43 protein-coding genes are annotated in these 26,249 nt (G+C 46.9%); 4 read left to right on the top strand and 39 right to left on the bottom strand.

Translation table 11 applies throughout. The features are described from left to right. Positions 1-249 (top strand): hypothetical protein (locus ACQ76X_RS29365; RefSeq protein WP_438497307.1); only part of this gene is annotated, 249 nt, incomplete at its 5' end. A gap of 85 nt (positions 250-334) precedes the next feature. Here ACQ76X_RS29365 and ACQ76X_RS29360 read toward each other — a convergent pair. Both ACQ76X_RS29360 and ACQ76X_RS29355 read right to left on the bottom strand, forming a co-directional pair. Beyond that, complete coding sequence (locus tag ACQ76X_RS29360) at positions 335-565, bottom strand: hypothetical protein (protein ID WP_025336637.1); 231 nt, start codon at positions 563-565, stop codon at positions 335-337. A 254-nt stretch (positions 566-819) separates the two neighbouring features. Then, the gene (locus tag ACQ76X_RS29355) at positions 820-1,431 is read right to left on the bottom strand and encodes a stage II sporulation protein M (protein ID WP_438497305.1); all 612 of its coding nucleotides are present in this window, start codon (positions 1,429-1,431) and stop codon (positions 820-822) included. 141 nt (positions 1,432-1,572) lie between these two features. Between ACQ76X_RS29355 and pdaB the strand changes: the two genes are divergently transcribed. Continuing rightward, the gene (gene pdaB / locus ACQ76X_RS29350) at positions 1,573-2,376 is read left to right on the top strand and encodes a polysaccharide deacetylase family sporulation protein PdaB (protein WP_038596963.1); all 804 of its coding nucleotides are present in this window, start codon (positions 1,573-1,575) and stop codon (positions 2,374-2,376) included. Between the two features lie 37 nt (positions 2,377-2,413). On the opposite strand, the gene ACQ76X_RS29345 is transcribed toward pdaB, so the two are convergent. Together ACQ76X_RS29345 and ACQ76X_RS29340 are read right to left on the bottom strand one after the other, a co-directional pair. Beyond that, entirely contained in the window at positions 2,414-3,232 is an 819-nt protein-coding gene (locus ACQ76X_RS29345; RefSeq protein WP_438497304.1) for a PPK2 family polyphosphate kinase, read from the bottom strand. Positions 3,233-3,396: 164 nt separating this feature from the next. Further along, a complete protein-coding gene (locus ACQ76X_RS29340) occupies positions 3,397-3,987 on the bottom strand; it encodes a KinB-signaling pathway activation protein (RefSeq protein ID WP_438497309.1) in 591 nt (196 codons plus the stop codon). A gap of 128 nt (positions 3,988-4,115) precedes the next feature. Between ACQ76X_RS29340 and gerD the strand changes: the two genes are divergently transcribed. Next, positions 4,116-4,808, top strand: a complete 693-nt coding sequence (gerD, locus tag ACQ76X_RS29335; protein ID WP_076112927.1) for a spore germination lipoprotein GerD — start codon at positions 4,116-4,118, stop codon at positions 4,806-4,808. A gap of 60 nt (positions 4,809-4,868) precedes the next feature. On the opposite strand, the gene ACQ76X_RS29330 is transcribed toward gerD, so the two are convergent. The 5 genes from ACQ76X_RS29330 to ACQ76X_RS29310 all read right to left on the bottom strand — a co-directional run bounded on the left by ACQ76X_RS29330 (position 4,869) and on the right by ACQ76X_RS29310 (position 10,034). Continuing rightward, positions 4,869-5,978: an Mrp/NBP35 family ATP-binding protein gene (locus ACQ76X_RS29330; RefSeq protein ID WP_438497303.1), complete on the bottom strand. Its 1,110-nt coding sequence runs from the start codon at positions 5,976-5,978 to the stop codon at positions 4,869-4,871. An 89-nt stretch (positions 5,979-6,067) separates the two neighbouring features. Next, positions 6,068-6,814 (bottom strand): N-acetylmuramoyl-L-alanine amidase CwlD, encoded by a 747-nt coding sequence (cwlD, locus tag ACQ76X_RS29325; RefSeq protein WP_038596974.1) that lies wholly within the window; start codon positions 6,812-6,814, stop codon positions 6,068-6,070. A 78-nt stretch (positions 6,815-6,892) separates the two neighbouring features. Beyond that, positions 6,893-8,062, bottom strand: coding sequence for a sulfate adenylyltransferase (sat, locus tag ACQ76X_RS29320; RefSeq protein ID WP_438497302.1), 1,170 nt, complete (start codon positions 8,060-8,062; stop codon positions 6,893-6,895). A gap of 43 nt (positions 8,063-8,105) precedes the next feature. Beyond that, positions 8,106-8,798 (bottom strand): phosphoadenylyl-sulfate reductase, encoded by a 693-nt coding sequence (locus tag ACQ76X_RS29315; protein WP_038596980.1) that lies wholly within the window; start codon positions 8,796-8,798, stop codon positions 8,106-8,108. Positions 8,799-9,158: 360 nt separating this feature from the next. After that, positions 9,159-10,034: a glycosyltransferase gene (locus ACQ76X_RS29310; RefSeq protein ID WP_438497301.1), complete on the bottom strand. Its 876-nt coding sequence runs from the start codon at positions 10,032-10,034 to the stop codon at positions 9,159-9,161. Between the two features lie 161 nt (positions 10,035-10,195). On the opposite strand from ACQ76X_RS29310, the gene ACQ76X_RS29305 reads away from it, so the two are divergent. Further along, the gene (locus ACQ76X_RS29305) at positions 10,196-10,825 is read left to right on the top strand and encodes a DUF1796 family putative cysteine peptidase (RefSeq protein WP_438497300.1); all 630 of its coding nucleotides are present in this window, start codon (positions 10,196-10,198) and stop codon (positions 10,823-10,825) included. Between the two features lie 99 nt (positions 10,826-10,924). On the opposite strand, the gene rpsI is transcribed toward ACQ76X_RS29305, so the two are convergent. From rpsI to rplB, 30 genes are all read right to left on the bottom strand, one after another. Further along, the gene (rpsI, locus tag ACQ76X_RS29300) at positions 10,925-11,317 is read right to left on the bottom strand and encodes a 30S ribosomal protein S9 (RefSeq protein WP_025706574.1); all 393 of its coding nucleotides are present in this window, start codon (positions 11,315-11,317) and stop codon (positions 10,925-10,927) included. A 20-nt stretch (positions 11,318-11,337) separates the two neighbouring features. Then, entirely contained in the window at positions 11,338-11,775 is a 438-nt protein-coding gene (gene rplM, locus ACQ76X_RS29295; protein ID WP_038597038.1) for a 50S ribosomal protein L13, read from the bottom strand. A 236-nt stretch (positions 11,776-12,011) separates the two neighbouring features. Then, positions 12,012-12,791: a tRNA pseudouridine(38-40) synthase TruA gene (truA, locus tag ACQ76X_RS29290; protein ID WP_438497297.1), complete on the bottom strand. Its 780-nt coding sequence runs from the start codon at positions 12,789-12,791 to the stop codon at positions 12,012-12,014. 206 nt (positions 12,792-12,997) lie between these two features. Beyond that, complete coding sequence (gene rplQ / locus ACQ76X_RS29285; RefSeq protein ID WP_019908254.1) at positions 12,998-13,363, bottom strand: 50S ribosomal protein L17; 366 nt, start codon at positions 13,361-13,363, stop codon at positions 12,998-13,000. Positions 13,364-13,405: 42 nt separating this feature from the next. After that, on the bottom strand, positions 13,406-14,350 hold the full coding sequence (locus tag ACQ76X_RS29280) for a DNA-directed RNA polymerase subunit alpha (RefSeq protein WP_036692422.1): 945 nt from the start codon (positions 14,348-14,350) through the stop codon (positions 13,406-13,408). A gap of 131 nt (positions 14,351-14,481) precedes the next feature. Continuing rightward, positions 14,482-14,877, bottom strand: coding sequence for a 30S ribosomal protein S11 (rpsK, locus tag ACQ76X_RS29275; RefSeq protein WP_019908251.1), 396 nt, complete (start codon positions 14,875-14,877; stop codon positions 14,482-14,484). 19 nt (positions 14,878-14,896) lie between these two features. After that, positions 14,897-15,265, bottom strand: a complete 369-nt coding sequence (gene rpsM, locus ACQ76X_RS29270; protein WP_020427053.1) for a 30S ribosomal protein S13 — start codon at positions 15,263-15,265, stop codon at positions 14,897-14,899. 19 nt (positions 15,266-15,284) lie between these two features. Next, positions 15,285-15,398 (bottom strand): 50S ribosomal protein L36, encoded by a 114-nt coding sequence (gene rpmJ / locus ACQ76X_RS29265; protein ID WP_026688601.1) that lies wholly within the window; start codon positions 15,396-15,398, stop codon positions 15,285-15,287. 53 nt (positions 15,399-15,451) lie between these two features. Then, positions 15,452-15,667 carry a translation initiation factor IF-1 gene (gene infA / locus ACQ76X_RS29260; protein ID WP_018753971.1) on the bottom strand — a complete coding sequence of 72 codons (216 nt, stop codon included), beginning with the start codon at positions 15,665-15,667 and terminating at the stop codon, positions 15,452-15,454. 2 nt (positions 15,668-15,669) lie between these two features. Then, positions 15,670-15,978, bottom strand: coding sequence for a KOW domain-containing RNA-binding protein (locus ACQ76X_RS29255; protein WP_038597045.1), 309 nt, complete (start codon positions 15,976-15,978; stop codon positions 15,670-15,672). 9 nt (positions 15,979-15,987) lie between these two features. Next, complete coding sequence (map, locus tag ACQ76X_RS29250; protein WP_076112951.1) at positions 15,988-16,740, bottom strand: type I methionyl aminopeptidase; 753 nt, start codon at positions 16,738-16,740, stop codon at positions 15,988-15,990. 4 nt (positions 16,741-16,744) lie between these two features. Beyond that, positions 16,745-17,389, bottom strand: coding sequence for an adenylate kinase (locus ACQ76X_RS29245; protein WP_038597049.1), 645 nt, complete (start codon positions 17,387-17,389; stop codon positions 16,745-16,747). Positions 17,390-17,486: 97 nt separating this feature from the next. After that, complete coding sequence (secY, locus tag ACQ76X_RS29240; RefSeq protein WP_038597052.1) at positions 17,487-18,785, bottom strand: preprotein translocase subunit SecY; 1,299 nt, start codon at positions 18,783-18,785, stop codon at positions 17,487-17,489. After that, positions 18,785-19,225, bottom strand: a complete 441-nt coding sequence (gene rplO / locus ACQ76X_RS29235) for a 50S ribosomal protein L15 (protein WP_076112952.1) — start codon at positions 19,223-19,225, stop codon at positions 18,785-18,787. The genes secY and rplO overlap by 1 nt, the downstream gene beginning before the upstream one ends. A 40-nt stretch (positions 19,226-19,265) precedes the next feature. After that, positions 19,266-19,451, bottom strand: a complete 186-nt coding sequence (gene rpmD, locus ACQ76X_RS29230; RefSeq protein WP_438497294.1) for a 50S ribosomal protein L30 — start codon at positions 19,449-19,451, stop codon at positions 19,266-19,268. Positions 19,452-19,465: 14 nt separating this feature from the next. Beyond that, positions 19,466-19,963, bottom strand: a complete 498-nt coding sequence (gene rpsE / locus ACQ76X_RS29225) for a 30S ribosomal protein S5 (RefSeq protein ID WP_036652980.1) — start codon at positions 19,961-19,963, stop codon at positions 19,466-19,468. Between the two features lie 27 nt (positions 19,964-19,990). After that, positions 19,991-20,359, bottom strand: a complete 369-nt coding sequence (gene rplR, locus ACQ76X_RS29220) for a 50S ribosomal protein L18 (RefSeq protein ID WP_076112953.1) — start codon at positions 20,357-20,359, stop codon at positions 19,991-19,993. A gap of 84 nt (positions 20,360-20,443) precedes the next feature. After that, on the bottom strand, positions 20,444-20,986 hold the full coding sequence (gene rplF, locus ACQ76X_RS29215) for a 50S ribosomal protein L6 (RefSeq protein WP_038597058.1): 543 nt from the start codon (positions 20,984-20,986) through the stop codon (positions 20,444-20,446). Between the two features lie 30 nt (positions 20,987-21,016). Then, a complete protein-coding gene (rpsH, locus tag ACQ76X_RS29210; protein ID WP_019908239.1) occupies positions 21,017-21,415 on the bottom strand; it encodes a 30S ribosomal protein S8 in 399 nt (132 codons plus the stop codon). Positions 21,416-21,447: 32 nt separating this feature from the next. Further along, complete coding sequence (locus tag ACQ76X_RS29205) at positions 21,448-21,633, bottom strand: type Z 30S ribosomal protein S14 (protein ID WP_036589425.1); 186 nt, start codon at positions 21,631-21,633, stop codon at positions 21,448-21,450. A 45-nt stretch (positions 21,634-21,678) separates the two neighbouring features. Continuing rightward, on the bottom strand, positions 21,679-22,221 hold the full coding sequence (gene rplE, locus ACQ76X_RS29200) for a 50S ribosomal protein L5 (RefSeq protein ID WP_076112954.1): 543 nt from the start codon (positions 22,219-22,221) through the stop codon (positions 21,679-21,681). Between the two features lie 30 nt (positions 22,222-22,251). Further along, the gene (gene rplX / locus ACQ76X_RS29195) at positions 22,252-22,605 is read right to left on the bottom strand and encodes a 50S ribosomal protein L24 (RefSeq protein WP_019908235.1); all 354 of its coding nucleotides are present in this window, start codon (positions 22,603-22,605) and stop codon (positions 22,252-22,254) included. A gap of 60 nt (positions 22,606-22,665) precedes the next feature. Beyond that, positions 22,666-23,034 (bottom strand): 50S ribosomal protein L14, encoded by a 369-nt coding sequence (rplN, locus tag ACQ76X_RS29190; protein WP_019908234.1) that lies wholly within the window; start codon positions 23,032-23,034, stop codon positions 22,666-22,668. Positions 23,035-23,073: 39 nt separating this feature from the next. Continuing rightward, positions 23,074-23,340 (bottom strand): 30S ribosomal protein S17, encoded by a 267-nt coding sequence (rpsQ, locus tag ACQ76X_RS29185; RefSeq protein ID WP_038597064.1) that lies wholly within the window; start codon positions 23,338-23,340, stop codon positions 23,074-23,076. Positions 23,341-23,383: 43 nt separating this feature from the next. Next, a complete protein-coding gene (gene rpmC / locus ACQ76X_RS29180) occupies positions 23,384-23,581 on the bottom strand; it encodes a 50S ribosomal protein L29 (protein WP_019908232.1) in 198 nt (65 codons plus the stop codon). Further along, positions 23,571-24,005 (bottom strand): 50S ribosomal protein L16, encoded by a 435-nt coding sequence (rplP, locus tag ACQ76X_RS29175; protein WP_036652954.1) that lies wholly within the window; start codon positions 24,003-24,005, stop codon positions 23,571-23,573. The genes rpmC and rplP overlap by 11 nt, the downstream gene beginning before the upstream one ends. Before the next feature lie 2 nt (positions 24,006-24,007). Continuing rightward, entirely contained in the window at positions 24,008-24,673 is a 666-nt protein-coding gene (rpsC, locus tag ACQ76X_RS29170) for a 30S ribosomal protein S3 (RefSeq protein WP_038597067.1), read from the bottom strand. A 13-nt stretch (positions 24,674-24,686) separates the two neighbouring features. Next, positions 24,687-25,019 carry a 50S ribosomal protein L22 gene (gene rplV / locus ACQ76X_RS29165; protein WP_019908228.1) on the bottom strand — a complete coding sequence of 111 codons (333 nt, stop codon included), beginning with the start codon at positions 25,017-25,019 and terminating at the stop codon, positions 24,687-24,689. 31 nt (positions 25,020-25,050) lie between these two features. Then, the gene (rpsS, locus tag ACQ76X_RS29160) at positions 25,051-25,329 is read right to left on the bottom strand and encodes a 30S ribosomal protein S19 (protein ID WP_038597069.1); all 279 of its coding nucleotides are present in this window, start codon (positions 25,327-25,329) and stop codon (positions 25,051-25,053) included. Between the two features lie 76 nt (positions 25,330-25,405). After that, a complete protein-coding gene (gene rplB / locus ACQ76X_RS29155; protein ID WP_038597071.1) occupies positions 25,406-26,236 on the bottom strand; it encodes a 50S ribosomal protein L2 in 831 nt (276 codons plus the stop codon). Positions 26,237-26,249 lie beyond the last annotated feature (13 nt).

Here is a 26,249-nt window from a genome sequence, read left to right as displayed (position 1 = left end):
TCCAAAGCGTATAAATACGCTGTAAAACTCATCAGTTTTGGATCTCACTTGCGTGATTTCCCACTCACTCGTTGTTCAGTTTTCAAAGATCAATGTCTCTTTTTAACTCTTCACCGCGTCTCAGCGGCGACCTTTATAATATATCACAGTGTTTATCGTTTTGGCAAGCCTTTTTTTGAAAAAAGTTTTTTTCGTTTTTCCTTGCCTGCAGCTGCTTTTCAATACATAGAAAAGGAGCGCGAGATATAATGTATCATAGCGGCTCCCTTTTAGTCAACCTATTTAGTTAATTTCATGGACAAGCGATTGAATCCTAAGTATCAGCCCTCTAATTTTAATGTTTAAATTGGGATGACCGGCCGCCCCACGCATATTTAGACAGCTCTTTCTGAGGAGCAAAACGTGCGTACATACGAAATACTGTTTTATATCGATTGGCAATAGCATGCCTGATATTTTGGTCCAAGCGTTGATCACTTAAATCCAGAAGCATCTCATCAAGCTCTTTACGCAAAACATAGTCCAGCTCCTTACATTCCTTCTCGTTGAACAACATTCCCAACATATGCTTGGCCTCCTTCATGAAATTTAATCTTTACAAAAACCTCAAATGCCGCTGCTTGTGTGATAGAAGATAGTCCATGGATGACGGGAAGCTGTACCTGTTTATCCGTTTACACTAGATTAACCGGAGCGCAGTATCTATAACCATAATTACGAAAAAATCACCTCTATGGTCTTGCCGCAAATACATAACTCCGGTTGTCAGGAAACCCCAAAATCGGATGGCTTTAATGTTATGCTCAATTCCCGGGTTTTTTATGATAAAAGTGAAAATGTAATCGTGCTTTCAATTATTGCGGCGATCAATAAAAGGATCACAATCCACACCGATGCCGTTAATGTTTGCCGCATAAAGACTGGCCAAGCATTGCTCCGCTTTTCTTTATTGGCGGCTGTACCGAATATACCTGCGAATATTTTACCGCCGAACTGCAATCCAAAAGCACAGGCGATAATGATTGCCGGAATTTCGATGATCCCGTGCGGCAGTAGCCCCTTAACGATAAGCGTAAACAAATCCTGTTCCTGAAGCACCGACAAGTGGATTAAATATCCGATAACCGCACCATTGATGAGCAGAAAAAATGCGGGAAGTATTCCAAAGAAGGCACCGAGGAAAATAATGAACACACTCTTGATACTATTGTTCAAAAATATAAATTTGAAAAAACTCCACTGTGGATGGTCGGACTCTTTAAGATCTTTACTGATATTACTGAGACCCTGCAGCTGCTGTTCAATCAATTTTTGCATAGCGCCGGTGCCTATCCAGCCAATCACGCCCCCTGCGATGAATAGAATGGCTGCCAGTATTAAGGCTTTGCGGATCGTGGTTAAATCTTTGGCAAACTTAAAAAAGGATAGCATAGACACCTCCTGGAAGTTTTGACGTCACCTGCTTCAAAAGCCTTAACTATGATTTCTGTCCTAGAGGAGGTCATAAGCGGTGGGTACGAGCATACATTTAGAACAAACAAGCATTTCGCATAGGAGAGGAGCGCTGTCAGTATGAATTCTTTTTATGTATTCAGCGGCAAGAAGATAAAACGGTTCATTTACATTTTTGCCGCTGCGCTTCTTGCCGCCGGTGTCGTTTATGTCGAGAGGGGCAATATTACCGTTTTTTCCGAAACGGCCCCTTCTGCGATATACAGCGTGCCGACGGAGAAGAAGCTGATCGCTTTAACTTTTGATATTAGCTGGGGAGAAAAAAGGCCCGAACCGATCCTCAAGGTGCTGGAAGAGAAAAAAGTGGATAAAGCCACCTTCTTCCTGTCGTCACCCTGGAGCAAGACTCATCCGGAAATTGTAACAAGCATTAAAGATTCAGGATATGAGATTGGCAGCCATGGTCACAAGCATGTAAACTACAGCGCGCTGAGCAACGAGGAAATCCGCACCCAAATTTCGACAGCACATACCGTGCTTACCGAATTGACTGGCAAGGAACCGAATCTGATCCGCATGCCAAACGGCGATTTCGACAAACGAGTGCTTCAGGTGGCCAGCGACCTGGGTTATAAGGTCATTCAGTGGGATACCGATTCTTTAGACTGGAAGAACATTGGTGTAGACAATATCGTAAATCGAGTAACGACAAAGGCTCATCCCGGAGATATTGTGCTTTTGCATGCCAGCGATTCCTGTAAACAAACTCACGAGGCTCTTCCACTTATCATTGATAAGCTGCGCAGCCAGGGCTACGAATTTGTTACCGTGTCTGAGTTAATCAGCCAAGGCAGCGCCGAGGGCAAGGAAGTACGTGATTCCGCTTGGCTGGACGATGGAATTGAAGACGCTGCCGGAATGTAGGCTAACCCGCTACTCTATCCTGCTTCTTCTGTAATTTTTAATGGCGTGGTGATATCAGCTGTGATATATCGGGCGTTGGAGTGTTCAGTTTCGGATAACTTAAGTCCAGCCCTTCCAGCGTCTTCACCACAATGGCTAATGTGAGATAATTGCGGTACCAGCGGCGATTGGCCGGAATCCAATACCAGGGCGCGTTTTTTGAACTGCTTTCTTTAAATACATCTTGATAAGCCTCTTGATAATCATCCCAATATTCCCGCTCCTGCAGGTCACTGGCGTCAAACTTCCAATGTTTCGTCGGGTCCTGCAGCCGCTCCTGAATTTTCTCAAGCTGCTTCTCCTTGGAGATATGCAAAAAGAGTTTGATGATCGTTGTCCCTTCCTCCACCAGCATTTCTTCAAACTGGCGGATATAACGAAACCGGCGTTTCATCTCATTTTTTTGCAGACTGCCGTGCACGCGGGGAACCAAGACATCCTCATAATGCGAGCGGTTGAACGCGGCAATGTAGCCTTTGGGCGGCGTCTTCATATGCACTCTCCAAAGGAAATCATGGGCTTCTTCCTCCAGAGACGGTTTTTTGAAACTGGTGACGATAAAACCCTGAGGGTTGATCCCGGAGAAAATATGCTTTACCGTGCCGTCTTTCCCGCTGGAGTCCATCCCTTGCAGGATGACAAGCAGGGAATGCTTTTTCTGGGCAAATAGAATATCCTGCAGCTCGGTGAGACGTTCTTTAAGCTCCTTCATCTTGACCTCGGCTTCCTCCTTGGTTAAGTCGCCGCTTTCGTTCGGATCAAGCTTGCTCAGGAGCGTTGCGTTTGTGTCTTTTATCATATAGCGCTTGATGTTCATATATTCCCCTCCTCAAAGTTTTGTGAGCATGAACAGCCGCATCTTTAAAATATGTAGTATGTCTTTAAGATTAACCTCCTCCTCCTGATTTTAATCGCCGGCTGGAGGAATCACAAAGAACCCTGCCTCTCATCTGGAGAACGGGGTTCTTTGTATTTTCATAATTATCCTGTTCTTGGTTTCAGAATACGGTGCAGCATCAGAATTTGGAATGCATTGCTTGCAATAAGCGGAATTACAATAAATACGGTAGCGCTGTCCACTCCTATGCGGAGCACACCAATCGTCTCCACTATCGTGATGGCTGTCATAAAGAAAAATGTCGGAATCCAGGCTGAACTATTCGTGCTTCGTACTTTAAAGTAGGACACAATAATGGCTGTAAGCAATATAACGATGCCCAGAATCAAATCAGAGACAACGTTTCGTTCTCCCCCTACAAAGGTTCGCAGGAAGATCAGCTCAAGCAGGGCAAGCACAGCCAGCACCAGTTGTATGTACTGCCAGACCTTTCGCCGAAACACACCCGTTCCCATATAGTTGAGAATCAGATACGCAAAGAAGCCGAGCTGCGAGTAAACGCTGACAAGCATGCCGTAGCCAAAAAGGATCAGGGGGTAAATGAAGAGATCGGCAGTGCTTTTGAACTCGATTCGGCCATTCACAGTCTGCAGTGCAAGTCCAGCTACTACCGCTCCGCCCGCACCGATCAGAAGCGTGGTCCAGAACAAATAAAACCATTTCCTTATACTCAGCCAGTTCACCTCCCCGTGTCAGATTTATTTTACCAAGCTTACCGTCAAAAAACCATTATACTGCAACATAAATGTGTGCTCGCGCGGCATACTACAGTCAGGAATCCTACAAAGGAGGGGCAGCGCCAATGAAATGGAGGAGTTTATGGTCCGGAGGCCTGGCTTTAAGCTTAATTATGGCTTTAACGGCCTGCGGAGGAGAACAGAGCAGTTCATCATCCGGGCAGATGGGATACAAGGAAATGAAGACCATGGTTGTTGATATATTGAAAAGCGATGAGGGAAAGAAAGCCGTAGAGGAGGCACTCTCCAGTCCAAGCTCCGGCTCCGAAGGAAGCGGCGGCGGGCTGAGCATGAAAATGATGCCGCTCCAAACGACAGAGCAAATCCGGATTGCCGTCAAAGACACAATTACAGCTCCAGAGTATCAAAAAGAAATTGAAAAAATCATGACCGATCCGCAATTTGCCGGTGAATTTGCCAAAGCGATCAATACCCAAAGCAAAGAGCTGCATCTTCAGTTGATCAAAGATCCAACGTATCAAAAATCAATCGAAGAGATCATGAAGTCGCCCGAAATGATGAAAATGTTCCTAGACCTTACTAAAACTTCAGATTACCGTAAGCAATCCATGACCATTATGCAGGAAGCGATGCAGAATCCTTTATTCCGCATGGAAGTGCTTGGTTTGCTTAAAACGGTAGTCCAAGATGAACTTCAACCGAAGGTTGAAAAGAAAGGCGGGGAAAAAGGAGGTGGCGATCAAGGAAGCGGCGGGGACAGCCAGAAGCAAGAAGGCGGCGATGATTCCGGTTCCTAAATAAAAAGAGGCCTTGTCCCACTTAGAATTGGGACGGCCTCTTTTTAATGCCAATCTGAATTACTGCTCATACTTCGCAATCAATTTATCGGCCATCTCCGCAAACAGCTGTGCGGTGGCTGTTTCGGGTTTATATACGGACGGTGAGAAATCCGGTTCGGAGATATGATTATCCGGTGCGCCAAGCGGCACCTGGGCCAGCAGCTCCGTATGCAGTGTCTCTGCTAGTCTCGCCCCGCCGCCGCGGCCGAAAATATAGTCCTTTTTGCCGCATTCCGAGCATTCATAGTAGGCCATATTCTCAATGACCCCAAGAATCTCATGCTCTGTCTGCAAAGCCATTGACCCTGCTCTGGCCGCTACAAAGGCTGCTGTTGCATGGGGCGTAGTTACGATAATTTCCTTGCTGTGCGGCAGCATCTGATGCACATCCAGCGCCACATCACCCGTACCTGGAGGCAAGTCAAGCAGCATGTAGTCAAGTTCTCCCCAACCTACGTCGCTGAAGAACTGGCGGAGCATCTTGCCAAGCATGGGTCCTCTCCAGATGACAGGACTATTCTCACGGATGAAAAAGCCCATGGACATGACCCTCACTCCGAAACGTTCTACAGGTATAATTGTGCCTTCTTCGACAATCGGGCCCTCTTCAATCCCCATCATGTCCGGAATACTGAAGCCATAGATATCAGCATCAATCAATCCGACCTTCTTCCCTTTTCGGGCGAGTGCCACTGCCAGATTTACCGTCACGGTTGATTTGCCGACCCCACCCTTGCCGCTGGCGATAGCGATGAAGTTCACGCTGGAGTTCTCACCAATCAGCTCATGGCCCTCATGACCCGCTGCATGCCCTTTAAGCTTGTCCCCTTGACGATCTTCCGGCTCATCGTCCACGCTCTCTCCGCGCAAGATAGAGCGCTCATAGTCGGTGGCATCACGTAGCCGGATATGCACATTGCCGGCTCCGCCCGCTGTAAGCAGATCACGCACCTGCTGCTCCAACTCCATACGGCTCTTCTCATCTTGGTCCAGACATACAAGCGATAAGGATATGCGGTCTTCCTTGATCATAATATCGCGAATCAACTGCAGCTCCACAAGGCTTTTTCCGGATTCCGGGTCTGTAAGCGACTGCAATAGTTCCTGAATTTGTTCCCTGGTCAGCATGGAAAGCACCTCTGTTCCTTCCGGACGGGTAAGGTTCCGGTATTTTTGTCTATTATAGCATTCCCCCTCTGCGGATGAGTAGTCCCTCCTCACTGCTGCTCTGAAGCATACCGCATAATCCCGCGGTAAATGCTCGTTGCCACCTTCCGCTGATAGACATCGTCTCCAAGCAAAGCCGACTCCTGCGGATGTGACAGAAAGCCTACCTCCACAAGTACAGCCGGCATTTTCAATGCTTTTAACAGATACACTGTATTCACAGTTTTAGCTACACGATCGGTATTCTCCAGCGTAGCCCTGAGCTCATCCTGCACAAAGCCCGCTAACGCTTTATTCCCTTCGTTGTTGGGATAATAGAAGGTTTGCGCTCCGCTCCAGCGGCCGGAAGGGACACTGTTCATATGCACGCTGATAAAGAGGTCCGCGCCCTTCTCTTCAATAGTCCTTACCCTTTGCTTCAGATCCTCTGTCTTGCGCTTAGAATATCCTTTGGTGCCTTCCTGGGCCAGGTCATAATCACCTTCACGCGTCATGACTACAATCGCCCCTGCCTGCTGCAAATAATCGCGCAGATACAGTGATACCGAGAGGTTAATATCCTTCTCGATCAGTCCCTCACGGCTGACTGCCCCTCCGTCCGGTCCGCCATGGCCGGCATCGATGGCTATAATCTTACCGGACAATGGCAGGCTCCAATAGTTCAGCGTTTTGGCGGTAGGCATATCATAAGCAATGATGCCGATCATCACAGCAAGCAGCACTGCGCCCAGCATGCTTTTTTTAATACTGTTCCATGAAATCCAGACCGAGACTTTCCGCTGCTTTCGGCCAGACATAACAAAGACCCCCTCGTCCCGATAGATTCTACTCATCTATATGGGACAAGAGGGCCAAATAGTACTGGCTCTTCTTATTTAAGCGTTAACTTCCTGAGACATTCCTTCAATCAAAATTTGTGCAACCTCAGGCCGCGTAAATTCCGGAGGCGGGCACTGGCCATCCCGCAGCAGCGCACGCACCTTCGTACCGGATAGTGTCAGATGTTGATCACCCGGATGAGGGCAGGTCTTGCTGGAGGCCATATTTCCGCATTTGATGCAGAAGAAGCTATGCTCAAAAAATAGCGGTGTAATCCCCAACTCCTCAGCAGTGAAGTTGGAAAAAATCTCTTGTGCTTCGTAAGTTCCATAGTAGTCACCTACACCGGCATGGTCACGGCCCACGATGAAATGGGTGCAGCCGTAATTTTTGCGGACCATGGCATGGAATATTGCTTCTCTTGGACCTGCGTAACGCATAGCTGCCGGGAAGACTCCAAGGAACGTACGGTCTGCCGGGTAGTAATTCTCCAGCAGGGCCAGATAACTCTTCATCCGCACATTGGCTGGCACATCATCGGATTTGGTCTCGCCGACCAAAGGATTGAGGAACAGAGCGTCTACAACCTCCATAGCACACTTCTGAATGTACTCATGCGCACGATGAACGGGATTTCGGGTCTGAAAGCCAACAACCGTTCTCCAGCCTTTATCAGCGAAAATTTGGCGCGTCTTGGCCGGATCAAAGTAGAACTCCCCAAACTTCTCCGGCTGCGGACGATTCAAGACCGTTATAGGTCCTCCTACATAGGTTGCCGGACGGGCCAGCAATTTGCTGACGCCAGGGTGCTCCGGATCTGTCGTTCTGAAGACGTTCTGTGCTTCAAGCTGCTGATCTACGCTGTAAATGCTCTGCACATCCAGCAAACCATAAATCACACCATCTTCTTCACCGATCAAAGACACGGTATCACCAACAGCCAGACCTGAGGCCACCTCATCTTCAACAGCAAGTGTGATGGGAATACTCCATACTGTGCCATCTGCAAGTCTCATGCTTTTCACGACAGAATGATAATCTTCTTCATTTAAAAAGCCGGTAAGCGGTGAGAAGGCTCCCACGGCAATCAAATCCAGATCAGAGATAGTCCATGTATTAATTGCGATTGATTTATAGTCCGAAGCTTGCTGCAGCAGTTCTTCTCTCTGCGCTCCCTCCACTGTACGCTGAATCAGTGTTCCTCCATGTGGAAGTATTGACGTCATCTAATTTCTCTCCTCCTGTGTCTCGCTTCTCGTCGTGCCTTGCTTATTTATGCAGTCCACATTCCGTTTTTTCCGAACCGGACCATCTTCCGGCACGTGGATCTTCGCCAGGCATAACAGCACGGGTGCATTGCTCGCAGCCGATGCTCGGGAAATTGCGGTCATGGAGCGGATTATATACAACATCATTTTCGCGGATGTAATTCCATACATCCTCAGTCGTCCAGTGCGCAATCGGATTAAATTTGACCAGTCCGAATTTATAATCGTACTCTACCTTTTTGGAATTGGCGCGGGTTGGCGCCTGATCACGGCGAATCCCAGTAATCCAGGCATCATATTGGGAAAGAATGCGGGTAAGCGGCTCTACTTTGCGGATCGCACAGCATTGGTTAGGATCGACATTCCATAGCGCATCACCGTATTGAAGTGCTTGTTCCTGCGTAGATATCTGCGGCGACACACGCACGAACTCCATTCCATATTTATCAGCCATAATATCTCTTGTCTCATAGGTTTCTTTGAAATGATAATCCGTATCCAGATAAAAAACATCCGTTGACGGACTAACCTTCTGCAGCATATCAACAAGTACTACATCTTCGGCTCCAAAACTGCAGGCAAAGGTGATGTTAGGGAAAGTTTCTACTGCCCAACGAATAATCTCTTCAGGTGAGGCATTTTCCAGTTCCTCGGCCTTAACTTTAATCAAATCTTCTTTCTCAAGCAGATTCATTTCGGTATTCCTCCATCCTAGTTATGCAGCTTAAAGATAATGCTGAACTTATGACGACAATTCCAACTATTTTTATATGGAATAGTATATAACTTTCCCTGAGGAAGTCAATGCATTTTATAGCATTTATAGCGCCATAAAAAGCCCCTGTCCATAAAGGCAAGAGGCTTGATATCCCTAAAAACCGAGAGATATGCTGTAATAAGAAGAATATATAGTCAGGAACTCTGAATTATCAAACCACAACTTCTACTTTAAAAAGGCCACCAACTCGTGAATGCGCTAATAGAGTATTGTTCACGTAGTTAACGGGTGTTTTATAACCAGAGTAATACCAGTTCAAAGAAAAACGCGGCAAGCTTAGTGAGAGAAGGTAAAACATTGAGATACTACCGAATTCAAAACCTCATGGTTGTATTTTTGGACCCGATTATTCGCCTCCAAGATTTTATGAGCCCATGCTAACGCTCTGTTGTATTGATTGAAATCATGAACCTGAATCCTAAAATGGCAGAAATCCTTATGCAGCTGGTACTCCTCATAGGTGGGATTGAGCCCGATTTGCCCAAATTGTTGCCTGATGATCCTCTCAGCCATCTGTTCTTGCATAGATTCATGGACGTAAGATATCTGGTTAGTATGCACCCTGTACTTTAGCAGCACTTCAGGCAGATTGGTCATTTGGGTTAACTCTCCCAAGCGGTTCCACAGCTCAAAATCCTCAGCATGGGGGTAATCCCAATATTTCACTCCATGATTATCCAGAATGGATTTTCTAAGCATGACAGTAGGATGCACAAACGTACAGTGAAAAAACTGCCAACACCTTATTTCGTCATGATTTAGTGGTTTAACCGTAGTCCCGGCTATGCCGATATATTCTGCTTGGCTACCACAAACCCCTATATGCGGATTCGCATCCATAAAGGCCACCTGACGTGCCAAACGGTGCGGCAATGCGATGTCATCCCCATCCATTCGGGCAATATATTCACCCGTACATAACGAAAGGCCTTCGTTCAATGTTCTGATAAGCCCGATGTTTACGGCATGAGAAATCACCTTTATACGGCTGTCATGAATACCCTTTATTCTTCCCAAGGTTCCATCAACAGACCCATCATCTATAATCAGTAGTTCAAAATCCGGATACGATTGCTGAAGGATACTCTGAATTGACTCCTCAATATAAAGGGATGAGTTGTATACAGGCAACAAAACCGATATTTTCACCATTACTCGCACCGCCTCAACTATACTTAACACTTTATAGATTATGAGGCCATGCCTTGTCTCGATATAAATAAGTGCCTGTTTCAAATTAAATATGTATGATCGTCCAAACGCTTTTCTCTTGACATTAATTTAATATAGTAAATTATCTGGGGGGGATCCGCATGATATTGAATGAGATCAAGGGTACCTATGATGTTATTTTCAGTTTAGGACATAACTGCCTCGCTGCCGATCAATTATCCCGCACTCTATTACGAAAGGTAGGTGGGGTGATTGATTGGGTTGAGACCCCCGTTCTGGCAGGTGTAAGCAATCTATTGCGCAATCGGTTCGCCCGTTTCATGGAATTTCCTAATCTTAGTATTACGGGAATTAATTATAAGGCGGAATGTTATATTGTTAGGGACGCAGCGTACCATGCTTTTTCTCACCATGATTTTCCACTAATTGAAAATACACCGGAGCAGCTTGTCAGCTATCCAAAACTAAAAGAAAAACTACAGCGCCGCATCCCGCGATTCCTCGAGACCCTCATGGACGCTGACAAGGTATTATTTATTCGTACCGAAGCCACAATACATGAAACCGCTGAACTGCTGGATGTGTTAAACGGGATGGTTAAAGGAACATTTAACCTGCTTGTTATTAATCATGCACCCGTACATGGAATCATCGAAACTCCTTGGCCTTTTAACAATGTTTGCGCCTTACAAATCCCAGAAGTCCCGGACATGTTCCATGATAACGATCATCTCTGGAGATCCATATTGCATGGCTTTAGTGTTAGATAAAAACAAGCCATTGCTATGGTCACAGCTGTCATTAAGGCAAAAATAAAAGCCCCTGGCCATAAAGGCCAGAGGCTTGATATCCTTGATAACAAAGGGATATTAACGTTTCGAGAACTGTGGAGCACGACGAGCGGCTTTGAGGCCGTATTTCTTACGTTCCTTCATACGTGGGTCACGAGTCAGGAAGCCGGCTTTCTTCAGCGCACCGCGATATTCAGGGTCCACTTTGAGCAATGCACGGGAGATACCGTGACGGATTGCTCCAGCTTGACCAGAAATGCCGCCACCATGTGCAAGAACGATTACATCGTAGTTGCCCAGTGTTTCAGTCAGGTTCAAAGGTTGTTTCACGATCATCTTCAATGTTTCCACACCGAAATATTCGTCCATCTCGCGTTTGTTAATGACAATGCGTCCTTCACCCGGTACAAGGCGAACACGTGCTACCGAATGTTTACGACGACCTGTCCCATAGTATTGTACTTGTGCCATGAAACTGTCCTCCTCTATTCTTATCCGCGAAGTTCGTAAACTTCAGGTTTTTGTGCTGCATGTGGATGCTCGGCGCCTGCATAGACTTTCAATCTCAGCTTCATGTGATCCCCTTGACGAGTCTTAGGAATCATACCGTGAACTGCAAATTCGATCATGCGTTCAGGTTTAGTCTTGATCAGGTCTTCTGCAACAGTGACTTTCAGGCCACCTGGGTGCATCGAGTGACGGTAGTATTTCTTGTTTTGCATTTTCTTGCCTGTAAGGTGAATCTTCTCAGCGTTGATAACAATTACGAAATCTCCAGTATCAACATGTGGAGTGAATTGCGGTTTGTGTTTGCCACGGATCAATGCAGCGGCTTCGCTGGCCAAACGACCAAGTGTCTTGCCTTCGGCATCAATGATGTGCCAAGTGCGTTCAACTTCGTTTGGTTTCGCCATATAGGTGGTACGCATGAATGTTTCCTCCTTATTCTCGTACGAAAATCATCTGTTTCGTATATCTTGTTTCTCATTGGATTACGATTATGTGAGTTAAAAAAAGCTTATTTGTCGGCATCTTCTTGATCGGGGCTGTGGGATAGCCATCAAGAAAACACAACTTTTATATTACAGCATAAACATGACAAGTGCAAGTGATTTTTAAGCTTTTTGACTATAATTTTTCTTAAAAAAGTATAGAACGCTCTCGCCTAAATTCCATCCTCGTCATATTCAACACTCCACAGCGCCAAGCCCTTGGATACGGCCGTTGGTCCTGCCGCCGCCCGATCGCATGCGGCTAGAATATCCGCAACCTTATCCGCATGGTATTTGCCCTCACCCACATGAATCAGCGTTCCCATAATAATGCGAACCATATGCTGCAGAAATCCGCTGCCCGTAATATAAGTGTGAATGACACCCTGGTCTACAGAGTCAGGTCGACACATACTGCGGTCAATCTCCATATGAGCCTCAAAGATCGTCCGGACATGGGAAGTCTTCGTGGACTTCCGTGATGCGAACGAGGTGAAGTCATGGGTACCCAGTAAATGTGTAAGACCTTTCTGCATAGCCGGTATATCGAGCTTCACCGGGTGGTGATGCTGCCAGCGCCGCTGAAACGGATCCGGAAACCGGTTGCCATTGATCGTGTACCGATAGGTTTTGCGCTTTGCTCCTCTACGAGAGTGGAACGATAGCGGAACCTCCCTCGCCTCGGTAACCACGATATCTTGCGGCAACCGGGCATTCAGGGCCAGACACCAGCGTTCAAGCGGGATTTGAGAGGAGGTCGTGAAGTTAAACGGCTGTCCATAAGCATGCACACCCGCGTCTGTCCGTCCAGAGGCGGTTATCTTGAGCGCCTCGCCCGTCAGATGGAGTATGGCCTGTTCCAGCCGGTCCTGAATCGTATTGCCCTGAGGCTGGGTCTGAAAGCCATCATAATGGGTCCCGTCATAATTGACTTTCATCAATAGATTGCGCATTCCGTTCTCCTGTCAGTCCATACTTGGTTTTCAAAAAAAAAGAGCCCCGGCGGGAGCTCCTTCTACTCTATACAAGGTGATTCCCGCGGTTAGTTGTATGGCAGGGCCTTAGCGCCCCTGCAGCACAATAACGATTAATACTTTCCTACCCATGATCCTAGGATCATGGGGGAAAGGGATAATTCCGGAAATCATTACTTGCGTTACTACGCGCGGTCTACCAGTTCAAGATAAACCATAGGCGCAGCATCGCCACGGCGAGGTCCCAGCTTCAGGATACGAGTGTATCCGCCTGGACGCTCTGTGTAACGAGGAGCAATATCAGAGAACAGTTTTTGGATTGCATCTTGTTCACCGTCAACAGTTTCACGACGAACAAAAGCAGCTACTTGACGACGAGCATGAAGATCGCCCTTTTTCGCTTTAGTGATCAGTTTCTCAGCGATGGAACGAACTTCCTTCGCTTTGGCTTCCGTTGTCTGGATGCGCTCGTAAAGGAACAGATCCGTTACCATGTCGCGGAACAACGCTTTACGCGCACTGGAATCACGGCCCAATTTTTGGTATGCCATTTGTTTTCCCTCCTTCACTCAAGTACTCAAGCAATCTGTTAACTATTCTTCTGTGCGGAGACCCAAACCAAGTTCCTCGAGCTTCTCTTGAACTTCTTCCAAAGATTTGCGGCCCAAGTTACGAACCTTCATCATATCTTCTTCAGTTTTCGTAGTCAGCTCTTGTACGGTATTAATACCGGCACGTTTGAGGCAGTTGTAGGAACGGACAGAAAGATCAAGTTCTTCGATTGTCATCTCAAGCACTTTTTCTTTTTTGTCTTCTTCTTTTTCAACCATAATTTCGGCATCTTTCGCTTCATCCGTAAGTCCTACGAACAATACGAGGTGCTCGTTCAAAATTTTGGCTCCGAGGCTTACAGCCTCTTCCGGTCTGATACTGCCATCTGTCCAAATTTCCAGCGTCAACTTGTCATAGTTCGTCACTTGACCGACACGAGTGTTATCAATGCCGTAATTCACGCGGGAAATAGGAGTGTAGATGGAGTCAACCGGAATAACACCGATTGGCTGGTCGTCGCGTTTGTTCCGGTCTGCTTGGACATAGCCGCGACCACGGCCTGCAAAAATACGCATGTGAAGTCTCGCGCCAGGTCCCAGCGTTGCAATATGAAGATCCGGATTGAGGATCTCAACATCGCTATCCGCACGGATATCACCTGCGGTAACGATGCCTTCACCCTCAGCATCAATCTCGAACACTTTCTCTTCATCTGAATGGATCTTCAGAGAAAGAGCTTTAAGGTTCAGAATGATTTCCGTCACATCTTCCATTACGCCAGGAACGGTCGAGAACTCATGCAAAACGCCGTCAATTTGGACCGATGTTACTGCGGCTCCCGGAAGGGAGGAAAGCAGAATCCGGCGAAGCGAGTTCCCCAGAGTCGTGCCATATCCACGTTCCAGCGGTTCAACTACGAATTTCCCATAGGTTCCATCATCATTGGCTTCTACGGTCTCAATCTTCGGCTTTTCGATTTCTATCACGAGTGTACCCCTCCTTCAAACGTCGCTCCTATATGAAACTGTCACCCCATCAGGTGCATCATGTAGTATGCCTAAACACCTATTATTAGCAGATGCGTCAGAATTATACCACAATCACAATTCTGATTTCACTATACGCGACGACGTTTCGGCGGACGGCATCCATTGTGAGGAACCGGAGTTACGTCTTTAATGAGGTTTACTTCAAGCCCTGCGGCTTGAAGGGAACGGATGGCTGCTTCGCGGCCCGCGCCCGGTCCTTTAACCATAACTTCAACGGACTTCATGCCGTGTTCCATCGCTGCTTTAGCAGCACTTTCGGCTGCCATTTGCGCTGCAAATGGAGTCGATTTACGGGAACCTTTGAATCCTTGACCGCCGGAGCTAGCCCAGGAAATTGCATTTCCGTGAGGATCCGTGATCGTAACGATAGTGTTGTTGAACGTGGAACGAATATGTGCCACGCCGCTCTCGATATTCTTCCGGTCGCGACGTTTGGTACGTACGACTTTTTTCGGTTTAGCCATTGTCTCTTATCCCCCCTTATTATTTCTTTTTGTTTGCTACCGTACGACGCGGGCCCTTCCGGGTACGGGCATTCGTTTTAGTGCGTTGACCGCGAACAGGCAATCCACGACGGTGGCGAACACCGCGGTAACAGCCGATCTCAGTAAGACGCTTAATATTCAAGGAAATTTCACGACGCAGGTCACCTTCAACCTTAACCGATTTGTCGATCATTTCACGCAGTTTGCTGACTTCATCTTCCGTCAAATCACGGACACGTGTGTTAACGTCAATGCCTGTTTCATTAAGAATTTTCTGGGAAGTCGTTTTACCGATTCCGAAAATATAAGTCAAGGCGATCTCAACGCGTTTATCACGTGGCAAATCCACTCCAGCTATACGAGCCATTTTACGCTACACCCCCTTCTTAACCTTGTTTTTGTTTGTGTTTCGGATTTTCGCAAATTACCATAACAGTCCCTTTGCGGCGGATGACTTTGCATTTCTCGCACATGGGCTTCACAGAAGGTCTTACCTTCATGTTAATTACCTCCTCAAAGTTTTGCGAAGCAAAACTTTTGTTGTAGTTCCCACCTATTTACGGTAAGTTATACGACCTTTAGATAAATCGTAAGGCGATAACTGCACGACCACTTTGTCTCCGGTTAGGATACGGATAAAGTGCATCCGCAATTTCCCGGACACATGGGCAAGTATTTGATGACCATTCTCAAGCTCTACCTTAAACGTTGCATTCGGCAACGGCTCAATGACCGTACCTTCGACTTCAATGACATCTTCTTTAGCCACAGTTAGTCTCCTTTCTCATCTGCACTTATTCCAGCAGGTCCGCCATACTTCATCACTGCAAAACGCAGCTTTCCGTTGGTAACCCGGCCGGTTTCTTCCAAACTGTTCACAACCTCACTGCTGATAAAGGGTATGAGCTCCAGATGTTGAATGTTCTTCTTCTTCGGCCCATCAAACTTCCGTTTGTCCCCATCGGCAATATATACAAATCTGCTATCAACAACTGCGATAACCACGGCAGCCTCTCCGGCATCTTTGCCTTTGAGAATTCTCACCAATTGACCAATCTGCGGGCTGCTCTGAGTATTCATCAAGATCACCTACGCATTCAGTTTTGTGAAAATTTCCATGCCGTCCGGTGTAACTGCTACTGTATGCTCGAAGTGAGCGCACAATGAACCGTCTACCGTAACGACCGTCCAGTTATCTTCCAGCGTTCTGACATATCTGTCCCCTACGTTCACCATCGGCTCAATCGCGAGTACCATACCCGGTTTCAGACGTGGTCCGCGGTCCGCTATGCCATAGTTCGGAATTTGCGGTTCTTCATGCAGTTTTGCCCCGATGCCGTGACCCACATACTCTCGTACGACGGAGAATCCGGCGTCTTCAATAGTTTGCTGGATCGCATGGGAGATTGTAAACAAGCGCACATCCGGTTTGACTAACGCCAGTCCTGCGTACAAGGAGCCTTCCGTGACGTCCAGCAAGCGCTGAGCTTCTTCGGAAATGCTGCCCACTCCGTAGGTCCAAGCGGAATCACCGTGATAACCGCGGTACTCTGCACCGATATCAAGCGTTATTATATCGCCTTCCATCAATTTGCGTTTACCCGGAAATCCATGCACCAATTGTTCGTTGACTGAAGCGCAAATGCTGGCAGGAAAACCGTTGTAACCTTTGAAAGACGGCACAGCACCTTGACTGCGAATGTATTGATCGGCGATTCTGTCGAGCTCTCCGGTTGTGATGCCAGGCTGGATAGCCTCAGCGATCAACCGGTGACTCTCGGCAACAATTCGACCAGCTTCCCTCATAAAGGCAAGTTCCTGCTCGGATTTACAAATGATCATTACATTAACCTCGCAACAAAGATACGATTTCGGAAGTAACGACATTGATTTCGTTTTCTCCGTTTACCTGACGCAAAAGACCTTTATTCTCATAAAACGCAAGCAGCGGTGCTGTCTTGTTATCATACTCATCCAGACGCTTGCCTACGCTCTCTTCGTTGTCATCCGGACGTTGATACAACTCACCGCCATCAATGTCGCAAATGCCTTCTTGCTTCGGCGGGTTGAAAATTAAATGGTAGGATGCTCCGCAAACTCTGCAGATTCTACGTCCCGTAAGACGCGCCATCAGCAGTCCACGGTCTACATTCAAGTTGATTACATGATCCAATGAAATATTGAGGCGGCTTAAGATATCTTCCAGCGCTTCCGCTTGCGAAAGGGTTCTTGGAAAGCCATCCAATAAGAAACCTTTTTCGCAATCGGACTGCTGAAGCCGTTCTTCAACGATCCCAATAGTCACATCATCAGGTACAAGCAAGCCTTGCTCGGTGTAAGATTTGGCCTTCAGTCCAACCGGAGTACCCTGCTTGATTGCCAAGCGGAAGGCGTCACCTGTCGAAATATGCGGAATGCCAAGCTCTTTAACGATAACTGCTGCTTGTGTCCCCTTGCCTGCCCCAGGAGGGCCCATGAATAGAATGTTCACGATTTCTCTCTCCCCCCAAAAGTTCGCCACCAAGCAAGAAACAGCACAATAGGTGCCGGGAAGTCTGTAAATCACATGCTTCGCCGGAACCTATCCACTATTTATTGATGAAGCCTTTGTAATGGCGTTTGATCAATTGGCTCTCGATCTGCTTCATGGTATCCAATGCTACACCAATTACGATCAGGATGGATGTACCACCAATCTGAACCGAATCAGGTAGACCGGAGAGCTTCCCGAAGAATACAGGAAGTACGGATATAAACGCCAAGAACAGCGCGCCGGACATAGTCAGGCGGGACATTACCTTGGTGAGATATTTCTCCGTTGCTTTACCAGGACGGATACCCGGGATATAACCGCCATTCTTCTTCATGTTATCGGCCATCTGCTGTGGATTCATCTGAACAAACGTATAGAAGAACGTAAATCCAATAATCATCAGCACATACAGAACCATACCGAGAGGCTCATTAAACTTCAGGTTGCCAGCAACCCATTTCGCCCACTCATGTGTTGACCAGAAGCTGGAGAGTACAACCGGGAATTGCAGTAGAGAAACAGCGAAAATGACAGGAATAACGCCTGCTGCGTTAATCTTCAGCGGAATATGCGTATTCTGTCCACCATACATCTTGTTGCCGACTACGCGTTTGGCATATTGCACAGGAATCTTACGAATCCCTTGCTGTACGAAGATTACTCCAACAATAATCGCCGCAACCAAGATCAACACGATAACGACTTTAAGAATATTCAGGAACATCTGATCCGGCTGTATAAAGCTGGACTGAGCCGTAGCCGTGATATGTCCCGGTATGGCAGCGACGATTCCCGCAAAAATCAGGATCGAAATCCCGTTTCCTATTCCCTTTTCCGTGATCTGCTCACCCAGCCACATCAGGAACGATGTACCCGCAGTCAGAATGATCGCGATAAGCAGATAATCCGCAAAGGTTGCATTCGGGATCATCTCAGTGCTGTAGATCCGGTTGAATCCGATTGAAGTCGCAAACGCTTGAATCAGACCGAGCACTACTGTGCCGTAACGGGTGACTTGCGCCAGTTGCTTTTTCCCGTGCTCCCCTTGTTTTGCCCATTCGGCAAACTTAGGAATAACATCCATCGACAGCAATTGCACGATGATCGATGCGGTAATGTACGGGTAAATACTAATCGCAAAAATCGAGAAGTTTTTGAGCGCTCCGCCCGAGAAGGTGTTCAGAAGACCCATCAAAGCGTCGCCGCTTTGATTTGTTGTTTCCAGTACTTCTTTGTTCACACCAGGAACCGGTACAAACGAACCGAGTCGGTAGATGATCAGAACGAACAGGGTAAACAGGATCTTTTTGCGCAAATCTTCAATATGCCATATATTCTTAAGCGTCTTGAACATTAGATCACCTCGGTTTTACCGCCGGCAGCCTCGATTTTCTCTACCGCAGATTGAGAGAACTTATTTGCTTGTACAGTCAATTTAACGGCTAGTTCGCCGTTACCGAGAATCTTAATGCCGCTTTTGGAATTCTTGACAACACCAGTTTCAATCAGCAACTGTGGAGTCACTTCAGTTCCTTCAGCAAAGCTATTCAGATCTTCCAGGTTCACAATCGCATACTCTTTACGGGTAGGATTGACGAAACCACGTTTAGGCAGACGACGATAGAGTGGGTTTTGTCCACCCTCGAAGCCGGGACGAACACCACCGCCGGAACGGGAGTTTTGACCCTTATGACCGCGACCGGAAGTTTTTCCGTTACCGCTACTAGGTCCGCGACCAACGCGATTGCGTTCTTTGCGGGAACCCGGAGCTGGAGCAAGTTCATGTAACTTCATCGTTTGCACCTCCTTATGTTTGTTAATTTATGCGAGGCGTTTAGCCTTCGATTTCTGTAACGGACAGCAAGTGGCTCACTTTGTTGATCATTCCGCGAATTGCAGCAGTGTCATTGTGAACCACGGACGAGTTAGTCTTACGCAGGCCGAGCGTCTTAACAGTAACACGTTGTGTTTCTGGACGTCCAATTACGCTGCGTACGAGGGTAATTTGCAATTTTGCCATTGACGTTCCCCTCCTTAACCGCGCAATTCTTCGACAGATTTGCCGCGAAGTTTCGCGACCTCTTCAATGCGTTTCAGACGGGAAAGACCCTCTAAAGTTGCATTGACCATGTTCATGGAATTCGAAGAACCCAAAGATTTTGTCAAGATGTCGCCAACGCCTGCCAATTCCAATACCGCACGAACTGGACCGCCGGCAATAACGCCAGTACCTTCCGATGCTGGTTTCAGCAGCACGCGTCCTGCGCCGAAATGTCCAGTAACCAGATGGGGAATCGAAGTTCCTACGATTGGAATGTGAATCAGGTTTTTCTTGGCGTCTTCAATGCCTTTACGGATGGCATCCGGAACTTCGCCGGCTTTACCGATACCAGCACCAACGTAGCCGTTGCCATCGCCCACAACAACAAGTGCACTAAAGCTGAAACGGCGTCCGCCTTTTACAACTTTTGCTACACGGTTAATGTGTACAACTCTTTCTGTCAGCTCTAAACTGTTCGGATCTACACGCAAGTCGTTAACCTCCTTTTAAGAAATATTCTAGAATTCAAGACCAGCTTCGCGAGCTGCATCAGCCAAAGCCTGAATTCGTCCATGGTACAAGTATCCACCGCGGTCAAATACAACCACTGCATAACCTTTAGCTTTAGCACGCTCAGCGATCAATTGACCTACTTTGCTTGCAGCTTCAACGCTGCCACCATTGCCGATTGTAGCGCTCAGATCTTTATCAAGTGTCGAGGCAGATACGATTGTAGCGCCTGTCACGTCATCAATCAATTGAGCGTAGATGTGTTTCGAAGAACGAAACACGTTCAAACGTGGACGCTCAGTAGTTCCCTGGATTTTTTTACGAACACGCAGGTGTCTTTTGAGACGAGCCTTGTTTTTATCCTCTTTTGTAATCATGACTTCCCTTTCACTCCCTTCAGTTTGCCGTAAACAGCTTCACTTTAAGATGCACGGGGTATCTTACAATGAAGAGTAAGCCGATTATTTCTTCTTACCGGCTTTACCTTCCTTGCGGATGATACGCTCGCCTTCATATTTGATACCTTTACCTTTATACGGTTCTGGTTCACGTACGGAACGGATTTTGGCAGCATAAGCGCCAACGCGTTCTTTATCGATACCTTTAACGATGATCTTCGTGTTCGCAGGAACTTCGAACTCGATGCCCGCTTCCGGTGTAATTTCAACCGGGTGGGAGTAACCAACGTTCAGAACGATTTTATCTCCGGATTTGCTTGCACGATATCCGACCCCAACCAGCTCCAGAGATTTCGAGAAACCTTCAGTCACACCGCTCACCATGTTGTTGACAACGGAGCGGGTTGTGCCGTGAAGTGAACGATGCAATTTGTTGTCCGACGGGCGAACAACGGTGATTTCGTTATTTTCAACTGTAACCTTCATGTCTTTATGAAGCTCACGAGTCAAAGTGCCCTTAGGACCTTTTACTGTAATAACGGCGTTGTCCAAAGTGACATCTACACCGCTAGGTACTGCGATTGGTTTGCGACCAATACGAGACATGTGTTGCACCTCCTTATCTTGTGACGTTTATTACCAAATGTAGCAGACAACTTCTCCGCCCGATTTTGATTGACGAGCTTCTTTGTCGGTCATAACTCCCTTAGATGTGGAGATAATCGCGATTCCTAGGCCGCCGAGTACACGAGGCACTTCATTGCTCTTCGTGTAAACGCGAAGGCCTGGTTTACTGATTCTTTTCAGACCAGAGATAACACGCTCTTGGTTAGGGCCGTATTTCAAGAAGATACGGATAATCCCTTGTTTGCTATCTTCAACGAATTCCGCATCACGGATGAAACCTTCACGCTTCAAGATGTCCGCGATTTGTTTTTTCATAGTAGAAGCAGGCATTTCTACTGTCTCGTGACGCACAGTGTTGGCGTTACGAATACGAGTAAGCATATCTGCAATAGGATCAGACATAGTCATGTGTGTAAACCTCCTTCCCGTTTATAAACTTCTTACCAACTTGCTTTTTTCACGCCAGGGATCTGGCCTTTATAAGCTAACTCACGGAAACAAATTCTGCAAATTTTGAACTTTTGCAGTACCGAATGTGGACGACCGCAACGCTCACAACGTGTATATGCACGTACTTTGAACTTAGGCTCGCGTTGTTGTTTAACTTTCATCGAAGTTTTTGCCACTTTAGCCTGACACCTCCTAAACAGTTTCGGAGAAATGGATGATTCTTACTTAGCGAAAGGCATTCCCAGCTGATTCAGCAGCTCACGGGATTCCTCATCCGTCTTTGCAGTCGTTACGATAACGATGTCCATACCGCGGACCTTATCCACTTTGTCATACTCGATTTCTGGGAAGATCAGTTGTTCTTTAAGACCAAGCGTGTAGTTACCACGGCCGTCAAAGGCTTTAGTGGGAACACCGCGGAAGTCACGTACGCGTGGAAGCGTTACGTTGAACAATTTGTCCAGGAAGTAATACATACGCTCGCCGCGCAGTGTTACTTTAACCCCAATCGGCATATTTTCGCGCAGTTTGAAACCGGCGATGGATTTTTTAGCTTTAGTGATTACTGGCTTTTGACCAGCGATCAGTTGCAAGTCATTAACTGCAGCATCAAGTACTTTGGAGTTCTGAACAGCGTCACCCACACCCATGTTGATGACAACCTTCTCGATCTTAGGTACTTGCATAACAGTTGTATAGTTAAACTTCTGCATCAGAGCAGGTGTTATTTCATTCAAATAACGTTCTTTCATTCTTGCTGCCATGAAGATTTACCTCCTTTCTTTAGAACTGTATTAGTCGATAATCTCTCCGGATCTCTTTGCTACCCGAACCTTCTTACCGTTATCGAGTACTTTGTAACCGATACGAGTAACTTTACCGCTCTTCGGATCAATGTGCATTACGTTGGACACATGAATCGAAGCTTCTTGTTCGATGATTCCGCCTTGCGGATTCAACTGGTTAGGCTTCTGGTGTTTTTTCACCATGTTCACGCCTTCTACCAGGACGCGGTTTTCACGAGGATAAGCAGCGATGACACGGCCTTTTTTACCTTTGTCTTTCCCGCTGATCACAAGTACCACATCATCTTTCTTCACATGCAGTTTATTGTTATGGGATTCCAGAACTTTTTTCACTCTAGGCATTTATTACACCTCCTATGACTAACCTTCTCAGAACTTCACGTTACTTTATGGGTAACTTTATTAGATTACTTCCGGTGCCAAGGAAACGATCTTCATGTAGTCTTTATCGCGAAGTTCGCGAGCAACTGGTCCGAAGATACGTGTTCCGCGTGGGCTTCTGTCGTCTTTAACAACAACAGCTGCATTTTCGTCGAATGCGATGTAAGAACCGTCTTTACGGCGCACAGAACGTTTAGTACGAACAACCACCGCTTTAACAACATCACCCTTTTTGACAACGCCGCCTGGTGTTGCTTGTTTAACGGAACAAACGATCAGATCACCGATTGCTGCTGTACGGCGTCCAGTACCACCCAGTACGCGGATACACATCAGTTCCTTCGCACCAGAGTTATCAGCCACATGCAAACGTGTAAATGGTTGAATCATTATTAATTTCCTCCTTCCGGAAAGGCTCTGCTCACTATCTTAGATGATAACCGCTTTTTCAACCACTTCAACAAGTCTCCAACGTTTGTCTTTAGACAAAGGACGAGTTTCCATGATTTTTACAGTATCACCGATTTTAGCAACGTTTTCCTCATCATGTGCTTTGAATTTATTCGTAGACTTGATGCGTTTGTGATACAAATTGTGTTTCTTATAGGTTTCAACAGCAATTACGATGGTTTTATCCATTTTGTCGCTGACTACTTTACCGATCAGCACTTTGCGTGCATTACGTTCTTCGCTCATAGTTAGCCTCCTTCCTGATTACGGATCATTAATCCGCCCTCACTTAGCTGATCCCGAGTACTCTTTGATGGATAACGGTTTTAGCACGAGCTATTTCCTTACGCACATCACGAATCCGAGTCGGGTTATCCAATTGGCCAGTTGCCAATTGAAAACGGAGATTGAAAAGTTCTTCTTTGAATCCAGCGATCTTTTGTTCAATCTCGGCAGTGGTTAAGTTGCGAAGTTCATTAGCTTTCATTTGCTTCACCACCCAATTCTTCACGTTTCACAAACTTAGTCTTGATAGGCAGCTTGTGAGCGGCAAGACGCATCGCTTCACGAGCGATTTCTTCCGACACGCCTCCGAGTTCGAACATAATCTTGCCCGGTTTAACTACGGCTACCCATTTCTCAACGTTACCTTTACCACTACCCATACGAACCTCAAGAGGTTTTTGAGTAATAGGCTTATCTGGGAAAATCTTGATCCAAACTTGACCGCCACGTTTGATGTAACGTGTCATTGCGATACGGGCAGCTTCGATCTGACGGTTAGTGATCCAAGACGGCTCCAAAGCTTGCAAGCCGAATTCGCCGAAGTTCAATTCGGTACCGCCTTTTGCCATACCCTTCATGTGACCGCGTTGTTGCTTGCGGTGTTTAACGCGTTTTGGTACCAACATGATTAGTTGCCTCCTTCCTGAGCAGCTTGTTTCTTAGCTGGGGGAAGAACTTCTCCACGGTAGATCCATACTTTTACACCGATACGGCCGTAAGTAGTATGTGCTTCAGCCGTTCCGTAATCGATATCGGCACGAAGCGTATGAAGTGGAACTGTTCCTTCGCTATAACCTTCTGAACGGGCAATCTCAGCGCCGCCAAGACGTCCGCCAACTTGAGTTTTAATTCCCTTTGCACCGGAACGCATAGTTCTTTGAATCGCTTGTTTCAGAGCACGACGGAACGATACACGACGTTCCAATTGTTGTGCAATGCTTTCAGCAACAAGAATTGCATCCAGTTCAGGGTGCTTAATTTCGTTGATGTTGATGTGAACCTTTTTGCCACCAGCGATAGTTGTAACTGCGCTGCGAAGTACTTCTACTTCTGCTCCGCCTTTACCAATTACCATACCTGGTTTAGCAGTGTGAATTGTAACGTTCACGCGGCTTGCCGCTCTTTCGATCTCGATGCGGGAAACAGCGGAATCCTTCAACTTACCTTTAAGGTATTCCCGGATTTTGACGTCTTCCATTAAAAGAGTACCGAAATCTTTGCCTGCATACCATTTAGATTCCCAATCGCGAATAATTCCGACTCGGAGACCGACTGGATTTACCTTTTGACCCACGTGTTATCCCTCCTTATTTCTCAGATACCACCAAAGTAATGTGGCTGGTACGTTTATTGATCCGACTTGCACGGCCCATGGCGCGTGGACGGAAACGCTTCATCGTAGGACCCTGGTTAACGAAAACTTCGCTAACAAACAAACTGTTCACGTCCATAGAGTAGTTATGCTCAGCATTGGCGATCGCCGAGTTAAGCAACTTCTCAACTACTGGAGAAGCGGATTTTGGAGTGTGGCGAAGAATTGCAATTGCTTCCCCCACTTGCTTGCCGCGAATCAAGTCAACAACCAGTTTCGCTTTGCGAGCGGAAATCCGCACCGATCTTGCATGTGCTTTTGCTTCCATTGTTTTCCCTCCTCTCAAACGAAGACCTTAATTATCTTCTTGTTTTCTTATCGTCACCCGCGTGGCCTTTGTAAGTACGTGTTGGCGCGAACTCGCCCAACTTGTGACCTACCATATCTTCCGTTACGTATACTGGCACGTGTTTACGACCGTCATATACACCAAACGTATGTCCGATAAACTGAGGGAAAATGGTAGAGCGACGGGACCAGGTTTTAACAACGACCTTCTTATCTGCCTCGTTCAATTCCTCAACTTTTTTCAGCAGGTAGCCATCGATGAACGGCCCCTTCTTTAAACTGCGACCCATGTGTGAATCCTCCCTTCATCCGGTTCTTCAAACCGCGAATCGACGCTTCGCGTTAAGCTAACTTGCCAGAAGCGTCTTATTTCGTGCGGCGGCGAACGATATATTTATCAGATGCTTTGTTTTTCTTACGCGTTTTGTAGCCGAGGGTTGGTTTACCCCAAGGTGACATAGGCGATTTCCGTCCGATTGGAGCGCGGCCTTCACCACCACCGTGTGGGTGATCGTTAGGGTTCATTACAACACCGCGTACTTCAGGACGTTTGCCCAGCCAGCGACTGCGTCCGGCTTTACCAATCTTGATCAGTTCATGATCACCGTTACCTACGGATCCGATCGTTGCACGGCATACGCTGAGGATTCTGCGAACTTCACCGGAAGTCAAACGAACAGAAACGTATTTTTCTTCTTTACCCAGCAATTGAGCTTCTGTACCGGCAGCGCGTACCAACTGGCCGCCTTTGCCTGGTTTAAGTTCAATGTTGTGGATAACTGTACCAACTGGAATGTTCGCCAGCGGAAGGCTGTTACCAATTTTGATATCGGCTGCAGGGCCGGACTCAATCTTATCCCCAACTTTAAGGCCTTGAGGAGCGAGGATGTAACGTTTCTCTCCATCGGCATAGTGGATCAAAGCAATATTGGATGTACGGTTCGGGTCATACTCGATCGTAGCAACGCTACCTGGTATGCCGTCTTTTGTACGTTTGAAGTCGATGATACGGTATTTACGTTTGTGTCCGCCGCCATGGTGACGAACTGTAATTTTACCTTGGTTGTTACGGCCCGCATGTTTGAACAGCGGCGCAAGCAAAGATTTCTCTGGCTCATTTGTTGTGATTTCTTCAAACGTAGACACGGACATGTTACGTCTGGCCGGAGATGTCGGTTTGTACTTTTTGATTGGCACTGTATTCCCTCCT

The organism is Paenibacillus sp. IHBB 3054, from assembly GCF_051594305.1.
Classification (GTDB): domain Bacteria; phylum Bacillota; class Bacilli; order Paenibacillales; family Paenibacillaceae; genus Paenibacillus_AQ.
The sequence above is the reverse complement of the archived record's forward strand: the minus strand, read 5'-3'. Positions and strand labels throughout refer to the sequence as shown.